16 protein-coding genes are annotated in these 18,953 nt (G+C 47.2%); 4 read left to right on the plus strand and 12 right to left on the minus strand.

What is annotated here, in order from left to right; all coding sequences use genetic code 11:
- Window positions 1-18: 18 nt before the first annotated feature.
- The 5 genes from cas6 to ACWA50_RS12400 all read right to left on the minus strand — a co-directional run bounded on the left by cas6 (window position 19) and on the right by ACWA50_RS12400 (window position 5,036).
- Window positions 19-387: a CRISPR system precrRNA processing endoribonuclease RAMP protein Cas6 gene (gene cas6 / locus ACWA50_RS12380; RefSeq protein WP_431052975.1), complete on the minus strand. Its 369-nt coding sequence runs from the start codon at window positions 385-387 to the stop codon at window positions 19-21.
- Window positions 327-1,541, minus strand: coding sequence for a type III-A CRISPR-associated protein Cas10/Csm1 (cas10, locus tag ACWA50_RS12385; RefSeq protein WP_431052977.1), 1,215 nt, complete (start codon window positions 1,539-1,541; stop codon window positions 327-329). The genes cas6 and cas10 overlap by 61 nt, the downstream gene beginning before the upstream one ends.
- A 207-nt stretch (window positions 1,542-1,748) precedes the next feature.
- Window positions 1,749-2,798 (minus strand): galactose-1-epimerase, encoded by a 1,050-nt coding sequence (gene galM / locus ACWA50_RS12390; RefSeq protein WP_431052979.1) that lies wholly within the window; start codon window positions 2,796-2,798, stop codon window positions 1,749-1,751.
- Window positions 2,795-3,967, minus strand: coding sequence for a galactokinase (galK, locus tag ACWA50_RS12395; protein ID WP_431052981.1), 1,173 nt, complete (start codon window positions 3,965-3,967; stop codon window positions 2,795-2,797). Before galK ends, galM begins: the two co-directional genes overlap by 4 nt.
- 16 nt (window positions 3,968-3,983) lie before the next feature.
- Window positions 3,984-5,036: a UDP-glucose--hexose-1-phosphate uridylyltransferase gene (locus tag ACWA50_RS12400; RefSeq protein ID WP_431052983.1), complete on the minus strand. Its 1,053-nt coding sequence runs from the start codon at window positions 5,034-5,036 to the stop codon at window positions 3,984-3,986.
- A 197-nt stretch (window positions 5,037-5,233) separates the two neighbouring features.
- On the opposite strand from ACWA50_RS12400, the gene ACWA50_RS12405 reads away from it, so the two are divergent.
- From ACWA50_RS12405 to mglC, 4 genes are all read left to right on the plus strand, one after another.
- A complete protein-coding gene (locus tag ACWA50_RS12405; RefSeq protein WP_431052985.1) occupies window positions 5,234-6,232 on the plus strand; it encodes a substrate-binding domain-containing protein in 999 nt (332 codons plus the stop codon).
- Window positions 6,233-6,440: 208 nt separating this feature from the next.
- Window positions 6,441-7,433 carry a galactose/glucose ABC transporter substrate-binding protein MglB gene (mglB, locus tag ACWA50_RS12410; RefSeq protein WP_431052987.1) on the plus strand — a complete coding sequence of 331 codons (993 nt, stop codon included), beginning with the start codon at window positions 6,441-6,443 and terminating at the stop codon, window positions 7,431-7,433.
- 55 nt (window positions 7,434-7,488) lie between these two features.
- Window positions 7,489-9,012 carry a galactose/methyl galactoside ABC transporter ATP-binding protein MglA gene (mglA, locus tag ACWA50_RS12415; protein WP_431052989.1) on the plus strand — a complete coding sequence of 508 codons (1,524 nt, stop codon included), beginning with the start codon at window positions 7,489-7,491 and terminating at the stop codon, window positions 9,010-9,012.
- A gap of 23 nt (window positions 9,013-9,035) precedes the next feature.
- Entirely contained in the window at window positions 9,036-10,046 is a 1,011-nt protein-coding gene (mglC, locus tag ACWA50_RS12420; protein WP_431052991.1) for a galactose/methyl galactoside ABC transporter permease MglC, read from the plus strand.
- A gap of 64 nt (window positions 10,047-10,110) precedes the next feature.
- Here the strand turns inward: mglC and ACWA50_RS12425 are convergent, their stop codons facing one another.
- From ACWA50_RS12425 to ACWA50_RS12455, 7 genes are all read right to left on the minus strand, one after another.
- Window positions 10,111-11,442 (minus strand): hemolysin family protein, encoded by a 1,332-nt coding sequence (locus ACWA50_RS12425; RefSeq protein WP_431052993.1) that lies wholly within the window; start codon window positions 11,440-11,442, stop codon window positions 10,111-10,113.
- 308 nt (window positions 11,443-11,750) lie between these two features.
- The gene (locus ACWA50_RS12430) at window positions 11,751-12,719 is read right to left on the minus strand and encodes a sigma 54-interacting transcriptional regulator (protein WP_431052995.1); all 969 of its coding nucleotides are present in this window, start codon (window positions 12,717-12,719) and stop codon (window positions 11,751-11,753) included.
- 25 nt (window positions 12,720-12,744) lie between these two features.
- On the minus strand, window positions 12,745-14,508 hold the full coding sequence (gene cydC, locus ACWA50_RS12435; RefSeq protein ID WP_431052997.1) for a heme ABC transporter ATP-binding protein/permease CydC: 1,764 nt from the start codon (window positions 14,506-14,508) through the stop codon (window positions 12,745-12,747).
- A 10-nt stretch (window positions 14,509-14,518) separates the two neighbouring features.
- The gene (cydD, locus tag ACWA50_RS12440) at window positions 14,519-16,282 is read right to left on the minus strand and encodes a heme ABC transporter permease/ATP-binding protein CydD (protein WP_431052999.1); all 1,764 of its coding nucleotides are present in this window, start codon (window positions 16,280-16,282) and stop codon (window positions 14,519-14,521) included.
- Between the two features lie 198 nt (window positions 16,283-16,480).
- Complete coding sequence (gene trxB / locus ACWA50_RS12445; protein ID WP_431053001.1) at window positions 16,481-17,434, minus strand: thioredoxin-disulfide reductase; 954 nt, start codon at window positions 17,432-17,434, stop codon at window positions 16,481-16,483.
- 43 nt (window positions 17,435-17,477) lie between these two features.
- Window positions 17,478-18,338 carry a co-chaperone YbbN gene (locus tag ACWA50_RS12450; protein ID WP_431053003.1) on the minus strand — a complete coding sequence of 287 codons (861 nt, stop codon included), beginning with the start codon at window positions 18,336-18,338 and terminating at the stop codon, window positions 17,478-17,480.
- 184 nt (window positions 18,339-18,522) lie between these two features.
- On the minus strand, window positions 18,523-18,927 hold the full coding sequence (locus ACWA50_RS12455) for a cytochrome b562 (RefSeq protein ID WP_431053005.1): 405 nt from the start codon (window positions 18,925-18,927) through the stop codon (window positions 18,523-18,525).
- Window positions 18,928-18,953: the final 26 nt, after the last annotated feature.

Genomic DNA, 18,953 nt, shown 5'->3' on the forward strand with positions numbered 1-18,953 from the left:
TTTGCTTAGTCGGCAAAATTACAAATTTGTAATTTGGTATTTTCCTAAACCAAAAGACGCATTTTTTCCCACGTGTAGCCATTGTCCTAAATAAAGTAATTGAGCAACCCGCGATGAAACCCGATTCAATTGCCATTCCCCCACTAAACCACCTAATTGCATGGTTTGCTGTTGTCTTGACGAAAATCTTGTCCAATCTCGCCAACGCAGCCGTTTATGATCCGATATGTTGTCAATGTGCTGTTTCAACCCATTAAAATCCAGTTGCAATGTCTCTGTAGTATGAAATTCGGTGAGCAATACCAACCGCTTTGCCAAGCCAATTATTAAGCGTTCAATATGCAGTTCATCCGCAGATAATGGATGTCCGTTGCGTTGAATTCGCATTGGGGTTGATGTTTCACCGCACTTCGTATTTTTTCCGTATTCGGTGCAACAATTAAAAACTTACCTGCCGCATTGGTGATTTGACTTGTACTTGGCAATTCGCAAGCCTGTAGTACTTTAAGAGCAGCTAACTCAGAAAATAGCGAAACTTGAAATGAGCGTCCACGCAGTAACTTTGCCGCTTGTTTATTAGTTTCACTACCCGAAGCAAAAATAAAATCCTGAATACCAAAAAAATCACCTTGGATTAATAAGAACTTATCTTGCCCCCAGCTAATTTCTCGATTTTTCAGTGATTTTGCGGCTTCCCCATCGATTTGTCCGTTTTCATGGTGCCAACGCCAAAGTGCGGTCGCCATTGCCGCTGTAGTTTTAGAATGGTCGTATAATGACACTTCGGGTTTAACACCAAATGCGGTCGCTGACGGAATCGCGCTAGTATAACTTTGCCAAAGACTATCAAAATGATCGAGCCACAAAGACCAAGACTGACGGTGTGAATGCGGAATCTGTTCTAATCCTTGTAAAAAGGCATTCCATAAAGCATGGTACTCTTTTTGCGCTACACTATTTTCAGAGGGCTCATATCCTTGCCGCATTACTGGAAAAATCGTCTTGGCAGAAAGTGGTTTTAACGGATAGCAATAGTCGTTTTTATCCTTTTTCTCCGAAGTGAATGATATTTGCTCTAACAAACTGAATAAACGCGCTTGATAATGATTTTTTTGTTCACGACGACTTTCACCATTTTCTTTTGCCTGATTATATTGTTCAAACGTTTCTCTTTCAAAACCCGAAGCCACGCGATCTGCCGTCGCCACCACCCATTGCAAAAAGGTATCTGGTTTATGGTGTGCCGCTGCGGCATTAATCATTGAGTCTGTAATATCATTATTCTTATCACTGCGATTTGCAAAAGGAAATACATCGTCTTGAATTAAATCAGGAAGACGACGCTCAAGTAAATCTATCGCCCACCCAGTATAAGCTGCGTGCTGATGAGAATGATACTGCCCTTCCTTATTGAAATTAAAATGAGCAGCGAGATAATCTTTTGGTATCTCAATCTTTGCCCGTTGTGCAAATTTACCTAAATCGTGCAGAAGTGCAACCAATGCTACCCGGGCAGAGGCATTTAATAAATTCGTATCCATTTCAACTCCTTTTCTAATAAGATAATGAGCACATCATACTTAAAATACGATATAAATTATCTTTTTACAGATTTGTAATTTCAATAATTTGAACCAGCTCATATTTTTACCTGTACTACTTTAAAATACAGCCTAATGTATATAAAAAACCGCACTTTACATGTTAATTGCAAAGTGCGGTTGTGGTTAATTCGCCTCGAATAAACGTTAGTTCGTCTCAAATAAAAACACGGTGGTTTTGTGATAAGGCTCGTTGGCTTTACTGATTCCGCCGTATTTAAACCATTCGGGGTGATTCGGGGTGTCGGGCAGGGCTTGGGTTTCAAGGGCAATGCCGGCGTGGTTGGCGTAAGTTGAGCCGAGGCGGTTTGGCGTATTGGCGAGGAAGTTGCCACTGTACACTTGGATCGCCGGCTGATCAGTGAAGACTTTCAAGCATAAATCACCGTTGCTTGAACGCAGTTCCACTTGCGCCTCGGCATTTAACCCCGGTTGTTTGAGTAAAAACGCGTGATCATAGCCGGCAACCAGCTGTTGATCGCTGTCGTTTAAGAAATCTTGCACAACTGTTTTGGCGCTACGGAAATCAAAACCGCTGTTTGCCACCGATTTTAGCGGTGCTTTCGGGATACCTTCGCTATCCACCGGTAGATAATAATCGGCGTTGATTCTTAACTGATGTTGCAGTGCGGTTTGATCCGCACTTTCGCCGTCGAGGTTGAAATAAGCGTGGTTGGTGAGATTTAGCGGCGTGTCTTGATCCGTTTCGGCGTTAAAAATAACCAACAACGCATTATCGTCACGCAATTGATAGCGCACTTTGACCTGCACTGTGCCGGGAAAACCCTGATCGCCATCAGCCGAATGTAGCCCGAACTCAATTTGGTTATCATCATGACTTAAAATCTGCCAACGGCGTTTATCGAATGCCTGTGAACCGCCGTGCAATTGGTGCTTGCCTTGCTGGTTAGCAGCCAGCGGATAATCTTTACCGTTTAAGTGAAAAGCGGCATTGGCAATACGGTTGGCGAAACGCCCGACCGTTGCGCCCAAATAAGCCCCTTGTGCACTGTGCTGTTGTAAGTTTTCACACCCCAAGACGACATCACGCAAGCTTCCGCCAATCGGAATTTGACAGGAGAGCCACGTTGCCCCCCAGTCGGTAAAGCGAACCCGCATTCCCCGCCTATTCGCCAACGCCACCACCTGAAACGGTTTGCCGTCCGGGGCTAATTCTGCATTGTAAATATTGATCATAAAACACTGACTCCGGCCGAGGCATGGCAAACATAGAAGGTTTCTTTCAAGCCGGTGCGTTTATGATAATGCCCGGCAATCTGGCGGCGCACCGCGTCGATTTTATCTTCCGGCGCCAACGCGACGATACAGCCGCCGAAGCCGCCACCGGTCATACGTGCGCCGCCGCTGTTACCAATCACTTGCTGCGCCAATTCCACCAAGTAATCCACTTCCGGCACGGTGATTTCGAAATCATCGCGCATTGAATCATGCGATTGTCCCATCAATACGCCCAGTTGCTGTAAATCGCCGTTTTTCAACGCTGCCGCCGCATCCAACACCCGTTGGTTTTCGGTAACAATATGCCGCGCACGCTTGGCGACAATCGGGTCAAGTGCGGTCAATTCCTCTTCCAACGCCTTAAACTGCGCAATCGAAACATCGCGCAACGCTTTCACGCCGAAGAATGCCGCCGCTTGTTCGCATTGCTGGCGGCGGCTGTTGTATTCGCCCGCCACCAGATCATGTTTCACATTGGAATTGACGATCATCACCGCCACACCTTGCGGCACCGGCACCGCTTCGGTTTCCAAACTGCGGCAGTCGATTTTTAACAGATGATCTTTTTGTCCTAACGCCGAAATCAACTGATCCATATTGCCGCACTGGCAACCGACGAAACGGTTTTCCGCTTTTTGTCCGATCAGCGCAATATCAACATGGCTTAACGCCAATCCGCCCAATACTTGACAGAATTTTCCGGTCGCCACTTCCAACGCGGCTGAGGAGCTTAAACCGGAGGAAAGCGGTACATTGCCGCTGATCGCCAAATCCGCCCCGGTCTTAAACTCGGGACATTTTTCTTGTATATATTTCACCACTCCGCGTACATAACCGGTCCATTTATACTCGCCGTCCGCCTGCAAGTGCGGTTCAATCGGTCGGCTTAAATCAAATTCGTCCCATTGTCGCAAATCCGCCGCATACACTCGGAAAATATTGTCTTCGCGTTTCGCACCGCTGATTGCCGTGCCGTAATCAATCGCACAAGGCATCACGAAACCGTCGTTATAATCGGTGTGTTCGCCGATAATGTTCACCCGCCCCGGCGCATAAACCAACAGTTCGGGTTGATACTCAAATTGCTCGATAAATTCTTTTTGTGCTTGTTGCTGTGGTAAAAGCATGTCTTCATCTCCTTTCTTATTTTGCTTTGTAATGAATATCGCTTAGTGCCGCCAACCGTGCGGCGGCTTGCTCAGCCGTCAAATCCCGTTGTGATTCCGCCAGCATTTCATAACCGACCATAAATTTTCGCACGGTGGCAGAGCGTAATAACGGCGGATAGAACACGGCGTGCAACTGCCAGTGATCCAAATTGCGTCCGTCTTGGAAAAACGGTGCATAATGCCAGCCCATTGAATACGGGAACGGGCATTCAAACAGATTATCGTAGCGAATAGTCAATTGTTGAATTATCAAGGCAAGATCATCACGTTGTGCGTCCGTAAGTTCATTCATGCGTTTTACCGGCATTTTCGGCAACAGCATGGTTTCAAACGGCCATGCCGCCCAATACGGCACGACGGCAAGCCAAAACTCCGTTTCAACCACAGTACGGCTGCCGTCTTTTTGCTCGGCATTGACATAATCCAACAGCAGATTGCTGCCGTATTGTTGGTAATATTTCAATAAATTGCGTTCTTTGGTGGCGATTTCGTTCGGTAAAAAACTGTTCGCCCAAATTTGCCCGTGTGGGTGCGGCTGTGAGCAGCCCATCGCTTCACCTTTATTTTCAAAGGCTTGCACCCAAAGATAATCTTTGCCTAATTCTTCGATTTGCTCGTTCCAGGTTTCCACAATTTGGCGTAATTCCGGCACACTCAATTCCGGCAAGGTTTTGCTGTGATCCGGTGAAAAACAGATGACACGGCTCAAACCGCGCACGCCCATCACTTGAAACAGCGGGTTGTCACTCGGCGGCGCGTCGGGACTATCGGTCATTAAAGCGGCAAAATCATTCGGGAAAACATAGGTATGCTTGTAGTCCGGATTGACTGCGCCGGAAATCCGCTTGTTAGTCGGGCACAAGAAACAGTTTTCATCATATTGCGGTAACTGATGAGTTTCCAATTTTTCACTCTGCCCACTCCAAGGACGTTTGGCGCGGTGAGGGGAAACCAAAATCCATTCATCTTTCAATGGGTTATAGCGGCGATGCGGGTGTTCCGTCGGATCAAAATTTACACTATTCATCTCAATTCACCTATTTATTTATATTCAAATAAAATGTAATCGGTTACATTATCGGCGTTAAATATAGCATAATCCAGCAAACAAACCGTTAATTAGATCACAAAACGCCTAAATACTTTGCCGTTTACTCTCGGAAAATAAAAAAATGGCGTATGATAGGAAACGGTTTCAATTAATCTGATGTGAGGATAGTAAAAATGGTGACGATTCGTGATGTGGCAAAACACGCCAATGTTTCAGTGGCGACAGTTTCGCGCGTGTTGAATGATCACCCTTCCATCACGGAAAGAACCCGTGAAGCGGTATTAAGCGCGGTGCAACAACTCGGTTATTATCCCAATGCCAATGCGCAGGCTCTCGCCTCGCAAAGCAATGATACCATCGGTGTGGTAGTGACCGATGTAACCGATTCGTTTTTTGCCATTTTGGTGAAATCGGTTGATCAAGTCGCCGCTAAACATAAGCGCAATATTTTGATCGGTATCGGTTATCATGATTTGGAAAAAGAGAAGCAAGCGATTGATCTATTGTTAAAAAAACGCTGTAATTCTTTGGTCGTCCACGCCAAAGCCCTGAGCGACGAGATGTTGCAAGACTACTTAAGCCACCATCCGGGCATGGTGATTATTAACCGTACGATTCCCGGTTTTGAACACCGTTGCATTGCCTTGGACAATGAAAAAGGCACTTACTTGGCGACCACCACCTTGATTCAACATGGACACCGTCACATCGGTTATATCGGCTCCAACCATCATATTAATGACGAAAGCGAGCGTAAGTGCGGTTATTTAAAAGCGTTATCCGATAACCAACTCCCGCTCTGTTATCATGCCATCGCCAATTCCTCTCCCGATTATCAAGGCGGCGAAGAAGCGATGATCAAACTATTGAGTTACAACTCCAATCTGACGGCGTTGGTTTGTTACAATGATTCCATGGCGGCGGGCGCAATATCGATCTTGAATGAAAACAACATCAAAGTGCCCCACCAATTTTCGATTATCGGATTTGACGATATGCCGATCGCCAGTTACTTAGTGCCGAAACTGACCACTATTAGGTATCCAATTGATTTAATGGCAAGTTATGCGGCGGAACTGGCACTCAGTTTAGTCAATAAAGAAGTGGCGTCACCGGAAAATATCACTTTCAACCCGACCCTGGTGAAACGTTTCTCGGTCAAGTCCATTTAATTTGGAATGAAATTGTGATCCACGCCACATATTTTTTAATTAAATTATGTAATCGTTTTCATAATGTGAATAGGATCACATACTTTTAAAGACAGCTTGAGTATCCTATACCCTGACATTATCGCTCAAAGCAGATAATACTCTAAGTATCGGTTGCAGCAAAACCGATGGCATTTATCTTTATATAGCAAAGATGGAGAGAATTACCATGAAAAAAACCGTATTGACTTCTGTTGCATTGGCTGTCGGATTAGGTATTGCAGCAACGTCTGCGCAAGCCGCCAATCGTATCGGTGTAACTATCTACAAATACGACGATAACTTTATGTCCACCATGCGTCAGGAAATTGAAAAAGAAGCCGAAGCATTGAAAGACATCGAGTTATTGATGAACGATTCACAAAATGCCCAATCCATTCAAAACGATCAGGTGGACGTATTGATTTCCAAAGGCGTAAAAGCCTTGGCTATCAACTTGGTTGACCCGGCGGCGGCACCGACCATTATCAAAAAAGCCTCTGAAGAAGATATCCCGGTGGTATTCTTCAATAAAGATCCGGGCCAAGCGGCGATCAACAGCTACGATAAAGCCTACTATGTGGGCACTGAGCCGAAAGAATCCGGCGTGATCCAAGGTGACTTGATCGCCAAACAGTGGAAAGCCAATCCGGCTTGGGATTTAAACAAAGACGGTAAAATCCAATATGTGTTGCTGAAAGGCGAACCGGGACATCCGGATGCCGAAGCGCGTACCGAGTTTGTTATCAAAGAACTGAACAATCAAGGCATTCAAACCGAACAACTGTACATCGACACCGGTATGTGGGACGCGGCAATGGCGAAAGACAAATCTGACGCATGGTTATCCGGCCCGCATGCCAACACCATTGAAATGATCATCGCCAACAACGATGGTATGGCAATGGGCGCCCTAGAAGCAACCAAATCCCACGGTAAAAAACTGCCGATTTTCGGGGTTGACGCCTTGGCGGAAGTATTGCAACTGGTTAAATCCGGTGCGATTGCCGGTACCGTATTAAACGACGGCGTAAACCAGGCAAAAGCAGTGGTGCAATTGGCTGACAACTTGGCAAATGGTAAAGATGCTGCCGAAGGTACCGAATGGAAATTGGAAAACCGTGTCGTCCGTATTCCATACGTCGGTGTTGACAAAGACAATTTGGATAATTTCTTAAAATAATATGTTGTAATCTTGGGGAGAGATTCTCTCTCCCCTTTTTCGCTTGAGGTTGGATATGAGTGTAGAGCAATCCGTGCAAACAGAAAGTAAAGTTCTGTTGGAGATGAAAGGGGTAAGTAAAACCTTTCCCGGCGTAAAGGCGCTGGACAATGCCAATTTGACAGTGCGATCACATTCGGTTCACGCCCTGATGGGGGAGAACGGAGCCGGAAAATCCACATTACTGAAATGTCTATTTGGTATTTACGCCAAAGACGAGGGCGAAATTCTTTTTCTTGGAAAGCCGGTTAATTTTAAAACCTCAAAAGAAGCGCTGGAAAACGGAATTTCAATGGTACACCAAGAGCTGAACTTGGTTAAACAAAGCAGCGTAATGGACAATCTCTGGTTGGGGCGTTATCCGACCAAAGCCGGGTTGGTCGATCACACAAAAATGTATAACGACACCCAAGCTATTTTTAAAGAACTGGATATTGATATCGATCCGAAAATGAAAGTGGGCAAACTCTCCGTTTCCCAAATGCAAATGATCGAAATCGCCAAAGCCTTCTCTTATAATGCCAAAATCGTGATCATGGACGAACCGACGTCCTCGCTTTCCGAAAAAGAAGTCAGCCACCTGTTTTCGATTATCGAAAAACTGAAAGAACGTGGCTGCGGCATTATTTATATCTCGCACAAAATGGACGAGATTTTCAAAATTTGCGATGAAGTCACGGTATTGCGCGACGGTAAATGGATTAACACCATTCCGGTCAAAGGCGCAACCATGGACGGTATCGTCGCGATGATGGTCGGACGTGAGCTGACCCAACGCTTCCCGCCGAAAATCAACCAACCGAAAGAAGTGATTCTGACCGTTGAAAATCTGACCGCACTGAATCAGCCGTCAATCCAAGACATCAGTTTTGAACTACATAAAGGTGAAATTTTAGGCATTGCCGGTCTGGTGGGCGCAAAACGTACCGACATCGTGGAAACGATTTTCGGGATCCGCGAAAAAAAGAGCGGTGTGGTCAAACTACACGACAAAGTCATGCGCAATAAAACCGCACTTGAAGCAATCAACAACGGTTTTGCTTTAGTAACCGAGGAACGCCGTTCCACAGGGATTTATTCCAATTTAAGCATTGAATTTAATTCACTGATTTCAAATATAAAATCCTATATGTCCAAATTCGGACTGCTGAGTTCGACTAAAATGAAAAGCGACACCCAATGGGTTATCGATTCGATGAATGTGAAAACACCATCGCATAAAACCAATATCGGCTCGCTTTCCGGCGGAAATCAGCAAAAAGTCATTATCGGACGTTGGTTGTTGACCCAACCGGAAATCCTGATGTTGGACGAACCGACACGCGGGATTGATGTCGGCGCTAAATATGAAATTTATCAATTGATTATGGAGCTGGCGCAAAAAGACAAAGGCATTATCATTATTTCTTCCGAAATGCCGGAACTGTTAGGGATTACCGATCGGATTATGGTGATGAGCAACGGCAAACTCGCCGGTATCGTCAACACCAAAGAAACATCGCAGCAAGAAATTTTACAGCTTGCCGCTAAATATTTATAAAAAATAAGAGAAGGGATAAAACCATGGCTGACTTAGGAAAAAACAAATCTCTTGATTTCCTCAAACAAAATGCAATTTATTTCGTATTACTGATTTTATTGTCGATCATCATCATTCAGGACTCCAGCTTCTTGAGTTTGATTAACTTCAGTAACATCTTAACCCAATCGTCTGTTCGATTGATTATCGCCCTTGGGGTTGCCGGTTTATTGGTGACACAAGGCACCGACTTATCCGCCGGGCGTCAGGTCGGTTTGGCTGCGGTGGTTTCCGCTACCTTGCTGCAAGCGATGGATAACGTCAACCGCGTGTTCCCGGACATGGCTGAAATTCCAATTCCGTTAGTGATTTTAGTCGTCTGCGCCATCGGTGCGGTGATCGGCCTGATGAACGGTTTCATTATCGCAGTATTAAACGTAACGCCGTTTATCGCCACCTTGGGTACGATGATCATCGTGTATGGTATCAACTCGCTGTATTATGACGCGGTCGGTTCTTCGCCGATTGCCGGCTTCACCGCTTCATTCTCCGAATTCGCACAAGGCTATTTCCGATTCGGCAAGTTTAGGCTGTCATACATTACGATCTACGCCACCATTGCGACTATCTTAGTCTGGATTATGTGGAACAAAACCCGCTTCGGTAAAAACATCTTCGCTATCGGCGGCAACCCTGAAGCCGCGCGCGTATCCGGTGTAAACGTGACCCGTAACTTAGTCGTTATCTACATGATCGCCGGTATGTTCTACGCCTTCGGCGGGATGTTGGAAGCCGGTCGTATCGGCAGTGCCACCAACAACCTCGGCTTTATGTACGAATTGGATGCGATTGCCGCCTGTGTGGTCGGCGGGGTTTCCTTCGCCGGTGGTGTGGGCACGGTTATCGGGGTGGTAACCGGGGTATTAATCTTCACCGTCATCAACTACGGCTTAACCTACATCGGTGTCAACCCATATTGGCAGTACATCATTAAAGGCAGCATTATTATCTTAGCGGTAGCGATTGACTCGCTGAAATACGCGAAGAAAAAATAAGGCGTAAAAAGCAGCACTAGCAAGCTGACCGCACTTGGGACTCCTCTAACCAAGTGCGGTTTTTTTATTCTTTCGGCAACGGCGTATCTTGCGGATCAAAAGCCAATACCTGGGTTAAGGATAACGGACTGACCAATATTTTATCGATCCGTTTCTCATCCATATCAATAATTTCAAAGCGCCAGCCTTGCCAATCAACATAATCGCCGGTATTCGGTATCCGCCCCAACAGCAACATAATCATGCCGCTGAGGGTGTAATATAATTCTTTATCCTCTTCCGGTAATATTTTCAGCGCCAAGCGGTCTTTCATTTCCGGAATCGGGATCGTACCGTCTAAAAGCCACGAGCCGTCTTCACGCTGAATCGCCCAAGCGTCGGCTTCATTATTCGGGGTAAATTCGCCGGTCACCGCTTCTAGAATATCTTGCAGGGTAATAATGCCCTCCACTTCCCCGTATTCATCGATAACGAACGCCATCTGCATATTCTGCAGTCTGAATTGCTCCAACAGCTCCATGCCGGTCAAGGTTTCCGGCACATAAATACAAGGGGACAAATTAGCCGAATAATCAATTGGTTGCCCGCTGGCAATGTAAATAAGCGCCTGCTTGGCGTGAATAACGCCTAAAATTTTATCCAAACCGCCGTCGCAGACCGGAAAACGGGAATATTCCGAAGTAATTAAAAGTTGTAAATTATCTGCCGCCGCATTTTTAATATCAATAAACACCACTTCCGAGCGCGGAATGATTAATGAGCCTAATTTACGATCATCAAGCCGAAAAACATTGCGCACCATTTCATGCTGGTTTTGTTCGATAATGCCGGCTTCCGATCCCTCCTCTAACATCGCGTGAATCTCTTCTTCGGTCACGCTGGATACTTGGTTTTCCTTCACGCCGATTAATTTTAATAATGCGTGGGTCGAGATCGACAACAACTTAACAAAAGGTCGGGTGAAAGCTGCCAGTGTCTGCATCGGTTTCGCAACCAGACAAGCGATCGATTCGGGGTTAATCTGCCCCAAACGTTTCGGCACGAGCTCGCCGATCACGATCGAGAGATAGGTAATCACAATAACAACAACGGCGGTTGCCGTGATATTAGCTGTTTTTAGCGCCAAACCGAAAGATTGCAGCCAAGCCGATAGCGAACCGGCAAAGACGGCTTCACCGACGATACCGTTTAAAATACCGATTGAGGTAATTCCGATTTGAATAGTGGACAGAAAGCTCGTCGGATCTTCACCCAATTTAAGTGCGGTCGCTGCGGCATTATTGCCTTGTTCGGCAAGTTTGCTTAAACGTGTTTTGCGGGCAGTCACCAACGCAATTTCAGACATGGCAAAAATAGCATTCAATAAAATAAGTCCTAATAAAATCAAGACTTCCATGATTTCTCCCTTTGAAGTAAAAAAATGCGGTAAATAAAAAATACAATCGCTAGTGTCACGCTAGGATTAAAAAAGTAAGAAGGTGAGGGGGGTACGCTGTCAGCATTCATATCAGGTTAATATGTTGTCGTTATATCCTATTTATTTTTTTAAATAATTAAATTATCGCATAACTTAATATTCAATACCGTTTTCTACACTATTTGTTTCATTGGCTTTTCAATATAACCGTTTTTTATTTTATGTCAATAACAGCTATTTTATGATAGTACTATATCGGACAACGCAGAACTGAATAATGCAAAAATTTATTTGCCGATACCGTATTGTTTTAATTTATTGGCAACAGTGGTGTGCGACACGCCAAGGCGTTGTGCCAATTTGCGCGTGCTCGGGTAGTGTTGATAGAATTTTTGCAGCAGCTCACTTTCAAACTGCCCGATAATCTGCTCCCAGTCCATGCCATCGAATTGGCTTAATTCAAGATCAGTGCGCTGCGCTGGCGGGGCCGAAGTAAAGTGCGGTTTGGATAATGTTTGCTTCTCGCCTAACGAAGCGCAACTGCGATACAGTAAGTTATACAACTCACGTACATTGCCGCGCCAGTCGTGATTTTGCAGCGCATTCAGATAATCCTGATCGTATTGCGGCACGCTGATATTCAACTGTTGGCTAATCTTTACCAAGAAAAAATCGACCAAGTGCGGTATGTCTTGTTTATGTTGGCGCAACGGCGGAATATCGAGACTGAGCACATTTAAACGGTGATACAAATCCTCACGCAGTTCGCCGTTTTTGACATACTCCGCCAGCGGTTTTTGCGAGGTGCAAATCACGCGTACATCGGCGTAATGCTCCTGTTCTTCGCCCACACGACGATAGCTGCCATCGCTGAGAAAACGCAATAATTTGGCTTGCAAGCCCAATGACAATTCATTGATCGAATCCAATAACACCGTGCCGTGATTGGCATACTCAAAAAAACCGGTGCTGTGGTTGCCGTGGGTGCTGTCGCCGAACATCTCTTGTTCTGCCGCTTCCGGCGGCAAACCGGCACAGTTCACTGCAATAAATTTTTCTGTGCGGCGGTTGCCCCATTGATGACAGAGTTTAGCCAACAGATCCTTGCCTGTACCGGTCTCGCCTTGAATCAGCAGCGGCGCATCGGATTGGGCAAACTGTTTCAGTTGCTGCAACAAACGGCGCATTTCCGCACTTTGCGCTACGATCTCCGCTTGCGGATCGGTTTCAATAAAATTGTCGTGCTTTGTCGTCATTATGATGATCTCTTTCTTCTGTTCATTATTCTGCCAAACGATTCACAAAACGGTAAAACAGCCCCTGTGGATCAGCCGCCAATTCGGCATAGCTGCCTTGTTGTTGCAATTCGCCGTTGTCCATTACACAAATGCGGTCAAACTGCTCAAGTGCGGTCAAACGGTGGGTGACCATAATCAGGGTTTTGTCCCGGCAATGCCGTAACAGCAGTTGCAACACTTGCCGCTCGGTTTCGCGATCCAAGCCTTCGGTCGGTTCATCGAGTAAGATAACCGCACTTTCGCTCAATAAAATCCGTGCAATGCCTAACCGCCGCTGCTCACCGCCGGATAACGGACGGCCGCCGTCGCCCAACCAAAGATCCAAACTTTCCGCCTGTTCGGTCAATTGACTTAAACCGACTTGTTGCAGCACCGTGATCATTTGCTGATCGCTTGCCTGTTCGTTTGCCAACAATAGGTTATCACGCAGGGTGGCGCTAAACACATACACTCGTTGGCTGAGAAAAGCGATTTGTCGGCGCAAAAAGGCTTCGCTGTAATCCGTCAGATTATAACCGCCTAAGCACACTGCACCTTGTTGCGGATCATAATTTCGCAGAATCAGTTGTAACAAACTGGATTTGCCGCTGCCGGTTTTGCCAAGCAAGGCGACTTTTTCCCCTTGCGCCACTTGCCAGTTCAGATCACGCAAGACCGCACTTTGCGTTTCCAATGAAGCACTTGGATAAGTAAAACGGATATTTTGCAGACTTAACAATGGGTTGCTTAGTAACGACCGGCTTAAATCCGAATGCGCGCGCTCGCCGTGAAATGCCACCAAGGGTTGCTGTTCGATAATCTCATTGACCCGTTCGGCAGAGCTGATCACCTGCCCCAAACGCAAAAACGCCGCACCCAACGGCATTAAAATTTCAAAAGCCGCCAAGGCGGAAAAGGTGAACAGCGCAATATTGGCAAGGCGCAGATAATGGCTGTCGCCAAAATCCGTCGCGCCGGCAAGCCATAACATCAATAATAAAATCGAGCCGTTGCCGAACAGCAACACCGCCGCCGACAAACCGCTAAGATTGGCTTCTTTGGCTTGCAATCGCTGCCATTGTTGCTCGCTGTGTTGCAGTTTTTGCCGTTGCGGTTGCGCCACGTTAAACAGCAGCAATTCCGCTTGATTTTGCAACCAGTCGATAAAACGCACCCGATACGCGGCACGTTCCGCCGTCAGCGGTTCGCCGAATTTTTTGCCTAAACGGTAAAACACCGCCGGAATTAAGATCATCAAGCCGAACAGGGTTAAAGCCAAAATCAAAGCCAAAGTGCGGTCAATCAGGCTTAAACCTAAGAACAAAAATAAAATCACCATGCCGGCGCTGATAAACGGCGCAAGCAGGCGCAAATACAGGCTGTCGAGAGTATCGACATCGGCAACCAAGCGGTTCAATAAATCGCTGTTGCGGTAACGCGCCAACACCGCCGGAGAAAGCGGAATCAACTTTTGGAACACCGTCATGCGCAAGCGCGCAACCACGCGGAAAGTGGCGTCATGGGTGACAATCCGCTCAAAATAACGCAACGCCGTGCGCCCGATCGCCAAGCCGCGCACCCCTGCCGACGGGTAGAAAAAGTTAAATAATATATTCGCTCCGGCAAGGGATGCCGCCGCCAAGAACCAACCGGATAAGGTGAGCAAGCCCACACTTGCCGCCAAGCCGCACATCATCAGCACTACGCCGAACACTAAGCGCAACGCATTATGTTTAAACATGGCTAAAAAAGGCAAAATCGCACGCATAATCTCTCCGTCACTCAATCGTGTGCCGGCGTTCCGCCAATAAATCAGCAAAATAACCCGGCTGTCGGCGCAGTTCGTTAAAACCGCCCTGTTGTAAAATCTCACCCTGTCGCATTACCCAAATTTGATCGCACTGTTGCAGATCTTCAATGCGGTGAGTCACCATTAACGTGGTTTGGCGTCGGCTCAAGGTTTGCAAGGTTGCCAAGACCGCACTTTCCGAATGGGCGTCAAGGCTGGCGGTCGGTTCGTCCAACAGCAACAAACCGGCACTACGCAACAACGCCCTGGCAATTGCCAAACGCTGCGCCTGCCCGCCGGAAATACCGGCACTGCCCTCTTGAATTTGATAATCCAAGCCCAGTTTATCGGTAAATTCGCTGGCATACGCCGCTTGTAACGCCTGTTGTAATTCGGTTTCCGTTGCATTCGGGTTGCCGAGCAACACGTTTTCACGAATTGATGTCGCTAATAATAGCGGATTTTGCCCGACCCACGCGATTTTTTGTCGCCATTGGTGAAGATCCAAATCACGAATTTCAACGCCGTTGACCTGTAAACTGCCGCGATACGGCAAAAAGCCGAGCAGCACATTGAGCAGTGAACTTTTGCCTGCGCCGCTCTGCCCGACCAACGCCACATTTTGCCCTGCCGCTAAGTTGAAATTGAGTTTTTGGCTTAACGGCTGCCCTTGCGGACTGAGAATTTCCAAATCCCGCGCCTGCAATGAAAGCGGATTTTCAACCGTCTGCACCGCACTTTCGCTTTGACTGTACAAAAAATCTTGTCGTAAGAAAGCTTCAATCGCATCGGCGGCGGCAATGGCGGCGGCACGATCGTGGTAATATGTGCCGAGATCGCGCAACGGCTGGTAAAATTCAGGCGCAAGAATCAAGCTGAAAAAACCGACGAATAAGGCGAGAGTTACGCCGTCGTAACCGAAACTGAGCTGCCCCAGATAGCTGAAACCGAAATAAACCGCCATCAGCGCAATCGAAATAGAGGTGAAAAACTCCAACACCGAAGAGGACAAAAACGCAATTTTCAACACGTCCATCGTGCTTTCGCGGAATTCGTCTGCCGCCTCGCCCATACTCTGTTGTTGCTGTGCGCTGCGCCCGAATAAACGCAGGGTATCCAAACCGCGCAAGCGATCCAAAAATTGTCCGCTCAGCCGCCCTAACACCGTGATATTGCGCTGGCTGGTTTCCGCCGCTTTCAACCCGACCAATGCCATAAAAATCGGAATCAACGGTGCGGTCAACAGCAGGATTAATCCGGCAACCCAGTTGATCGGAAAGACCGCGATTAAGATAATCAACGGTACCAGCAGCGACAAAAATTGTTGGCTGAGATAACGGGCGTAGAAATTATGCAGATTTTCCACTTGTTCCAACACGATCGTCGCCCACGTGCCTGCGGGGTGGATTTTCATCGCCACCGGTCCGATAGCCGCCAGCTTATCCAGCACCTGCTTGCGCACCGCTTGACGCAACCGCTGTCCGCTGTAAAAACCCAGTTTTTCGCGCAGATATAACATTAGCGCACGCACGGCAAAAATCGCCGACAGCGTCGCAAAGTGGGGTATAAACTGCTCGCGCGCCAGTTGTTGCATAATAAAACCGTCTAAAATCAACGCCAGCAGCCAAGTCTGCCCGACCAATAACACCGCACTCAGACAACCGAGCAGCACATTGAGGTAAAGCGGACGTTTGATGATGTTTTGTTGCTGGCGCAACCATTTGGCAACCGTTTTTTGACGGGTTTTATTCATGGGTGATCCTAGTTTTTAATCAATGGCTTGATAATGTCATCTTCGCTTCCTCCGCATGCGGAGGGAGTACCATTTTTCGCGAGAAAAATGGGGAGGGAGGGGAAAATAGAAGAATAAATATTGATAAATTTGCCTCCCTCCGTCCTACGGACACCTCCCTCCGCAAGCGGAGAGAGGGAAGATGAGAATCAAATACGGTTAATTTTGCTGTGCGTCCAAAAACCGTTCCGCATCTAACGCCGCCATACAGCCTGTTCCGGCGGAGGTGATCGCTTGGCGGTAGTTGTGATCCATCACATCACCGGCAGCAAATACGCCTTCGACCGATGTGGCGGTGGCATTGCCCTCCAAACCGGATTTGACCACGATATAGCCGTTGTTCAAAGCCAGTTGCCCCTCGAAAAGTGCGGTATTCGGCGAGTGTCCGATGGCGACGAACACGCCGTCCAGTTTCAGCTCTTCGGTTTGCGCCGATTGGGTATCTTGCAAGCGCACGCCGGTAACACCCATCTCATCGCCCAACACCTCCTGCAAAGTGCGGTTGGTGTGCAATATGATTTTGCCCTCTTCCACCCGTTTCATCAGGCGATCCAACAGGATTTTTTCGCTGCGGAACTGCTCACGGCGGTGGACTAAATGCACTTCGGAAGCCACGTTGGCTAAATATAACGCTTCTTCGACCGCGGTATTGCCGCCGCCGATCACCGCAACCGGTTTGTTGCGGTAGAAAAAGCCGTCGCAAGTGGCGCAAGCGGAAACTCCGCGTCCTTTGTAGCTTTCTTCACTGTCTAAACCGAGATATTTTGCCGACGCGCCGGTGGCGATAATCAAGGCATCACAAGTAAATTGCTGCACATCACCGTTCAGTTTAAACGGACGGCTGGTGAGATCGACGTTGTTGATGTGATCAAACACGATTTCGGTATTGAATTTTTCCGCGTGCTGCAACATCCGTTGCATTAATTCCGGTCCGGTGGTGTCGCCGTAGTCGCCCGGCCAGTTTTCAATTTCGGTAGTGGTAGTGAGCTGCCCGCCCTGCTGCATGCCGGTCACCAGCACCGGATTCAAATTGGCACGCGCGGCATACACCGCCGCAGTGTAGCCGGCAGGCCCCGAACCTAAAATCAATAAGTTGCAATGTTTAACGGTCATTCCATGTCTCCTAACATAATGTGTTCGGTGATTATAAGCGAAATTAATACAATAACGAATAAAGCTGACGGCGATATTGATTGGCAAGCGGATCGCTGCTGCCGATTGCCGATAAAATCGACAAATATTGCTGTTTCACTTCGCCATTGGCGGCATTTAAATCTTGTTTTAAAAAGCCGAGCAACAGCGACAACGCTTCTTCGTTGCGTGCGGCTTGGTGCAGTTGTAACGCCAGTTGCAAGGCAATTTCAGGACTCGGGTTACGGCTGAAATCCTGTTGCAATTGTTGAATTTCGGGGGTGTCCGCCGCTTGGATCAACAATTCAATCTGCGCCTGCAAGCCCTGCCAACGGCTGTCGCGATCCTGAATCGGGATCTGCTGCAAAATCTCGCTCGCCGCTTCGGTATTTTTCATCGCAATATAGGTTTCGGCGTACAACAGTGCAATATCGCTGTTTTTATGATCGGACAAATTCCACGCCTCTTTCAGTAAGGGCAAGGCTTGATCGTAAGCTTCCGCTTGCAGGAAATCCAACGCTTGGTTGAATTTAATCTCTTCCTCTTTCGGCAGGATCACGCTCAAGCGCACCTTTAGCTCATCTTCGCTCAACACGCCCGGAAAGGCGTCAATCGGCGCGCCGTCTTTAAACAGATAGGTGGTCGGCACGGCTTGAATTTGGAATTGGCGCGCAATCGCCTGTTGCTGTTCGCAATTCACTTTCACCAACACAAATGCGCCCTGTTGCTGATCGGCAATGCGTTGTAAAAGTGCGGTAAATTCTTCCGACTGTGGGTGTCCCGGCATATAAAAACTGAACACCAACGGGAATTGTTGGCTCAGTTGCAGCACGTCGTTGAAATTTTGTTCCGTCAGATCAAGAATATAATTTTTGTTATCAAGCATTATCAGCCCCTTATACGATGGTTTCGGCTATTCTAGCAAATTTTGAGATGAAAAATAGAGATAGGCTAATAGATGGGGGCGGATTGGAAGATTTAAACCCTGACATGAACGTCAGCGATGATCTCCCTCCGCACGGGGAGGGAGAAAAGGAATTTATCCGTAAAATAACCTAGTAAACACGAGGCTACTTGTATTTCTTATGAAACTCATCACGTAACTCGAGCAATTTTTCAGCGTGTTTTTTGGCTTGTGCCAAGTCGCCTTGTTCAGCAAGTTTTACGCTTTCGGCGGAAACATCAGCCAGCTGTTGCAAGCCGGATTGATAATCCAGCACTGCCGGGCTGTCTTTGGCTTGATCGTGCAGCTTATAAGGCAAAAATTGCTTTGCCGCTTCCGCCGCTTGGCTTAGTTTTTGTAACGATTGTACAAATTCCTGTGCGTTATCGGTTTTCATTGCCGCCGTTGCACTGCCGGCAATGGTACGCATTTCATCTTTCAGTGCCGCTGAAGCAACGTTGCTACTTAAGGCGGCGACGGCTAACACGGCACCAAATACCACACTTTTCCAAGATTGAGTCATTTTCATCATATTTCCCACTAATTAAAGTAAAATTA

This window comes from Testudinibacter sp. P17/SS/0325, assembly GCF_053570765.1.

Excerpts from the sequence above, each read along its gene's own strand:
- ACWA50_RS12450 (WP_431053003.1), bottom strand. The coding sequence starts at position 18,338 with ATGCTTGATAACAAAAATTATATTCTTGATCTGACGGAACAAAATTTC.
- cydD (WP_431052999.1), bottom strand. The coding sequence starts at position 16,282 with ATGAATAAAACCCGTCAAAAAACGGTTGCCAAATGGTTGCGCCAGCAA.
- mglB (WP_431052987.1), top strand. The coding sequence starts at position 6,441 with ATGAAAAAAACCGTATTGACTTCTGTTGCATTGGCTGTCGGATTAGGT.
- ACWA50_RS12405 (WP_431052985.1), top strand. The coding sequence starts at position 5,234 with ATGGTGACGATTCGTGATGTGGCAAAACACGCCAATGTTTCAGTGGCG.
- ACWA50_RS12455 (WP_431053005.1), bottom strand. The coding sequence starts at position 18,927 with ATGATGAAAATGACTCAATCTTGGAAAAGTGTGGTATTTGGTGCCGTG.
- ACWA50_RS12400 (WP_431052983.1), bottom strand. The coding sequence starts at position 5,036 with ATGAATAGTGTAAATTTTGATCCGACGGAACACCCGCATCGCCGCTAT.
- ACWA50_RS12425 (WP_431052993.1), bottom strand. The coding sequence starts at position 11,442 with ATGGAAGTCTTGATTTTATTAGGACTTATTTTATTGAATGCTATTTTT.
- mglA (WP_431052989.1), top strand. The coding sequence starts at position 7,489 with ATGAGTGTAGAGCAATCCGTGCAAACAGAAAGTAAAGTTCTGTTGGAG.
- galM (WP_431052979.1), bottom strand. The coding sequence starts at position 2,798 with ATGATCAATATTTACAATGCAGAATTAGCCCCGGACGGCAAACCGTTT.
- cydC (WP_431052997.1), bottom strand. The coding sequence starts at position 14,508 with ATGCGTGCGATTTTGCCTTTTTTAGCCATGTTTAAACATAATGCGTTG.
- galK (WP_431052981.1), bottom strand. The coding sequence starts at position 3,967 with ATGCTTTTACCACAGCAACAAGCACAAAAAGAATTTATCGAGCAATTT.
- cas6 (WP_431052975.1), bottom strand. The coding sequence starts at position 387 with ATGCGAATTCAACGCAACGGACATCCATTATCTGCGGATGAACTGCAT.
- cas10 (WP_431052977.1), bottom strand. The coding sequence starts at position 1,541 with ATGGATACGAATTTATTAAATGCCTCTGCCCGGGTAGCATTGGTTGCA.
- ACWA50_RS12430 (WP_431052995.1), bottom strand. The coding sequence starts at position 12,719 with ATGACGACAAAGCACGACAATTTTATTGAAACCGATCCGCAAGCGGAG.
- mglC (WP_431052991.1), top strand. The coding sequence starts at position 9,036 with ATGGCTGACTTAGGAAAAAACAAATCTCTTGATTTCCTCAAACAAAAT.
- trxB (WP_431053001.1), bottom strand. The coding sequence starts at position 17,434 with ATGACCGTTAAACATTGCAACTTATTGATTTTAGGTTCGGGGCCTGCC.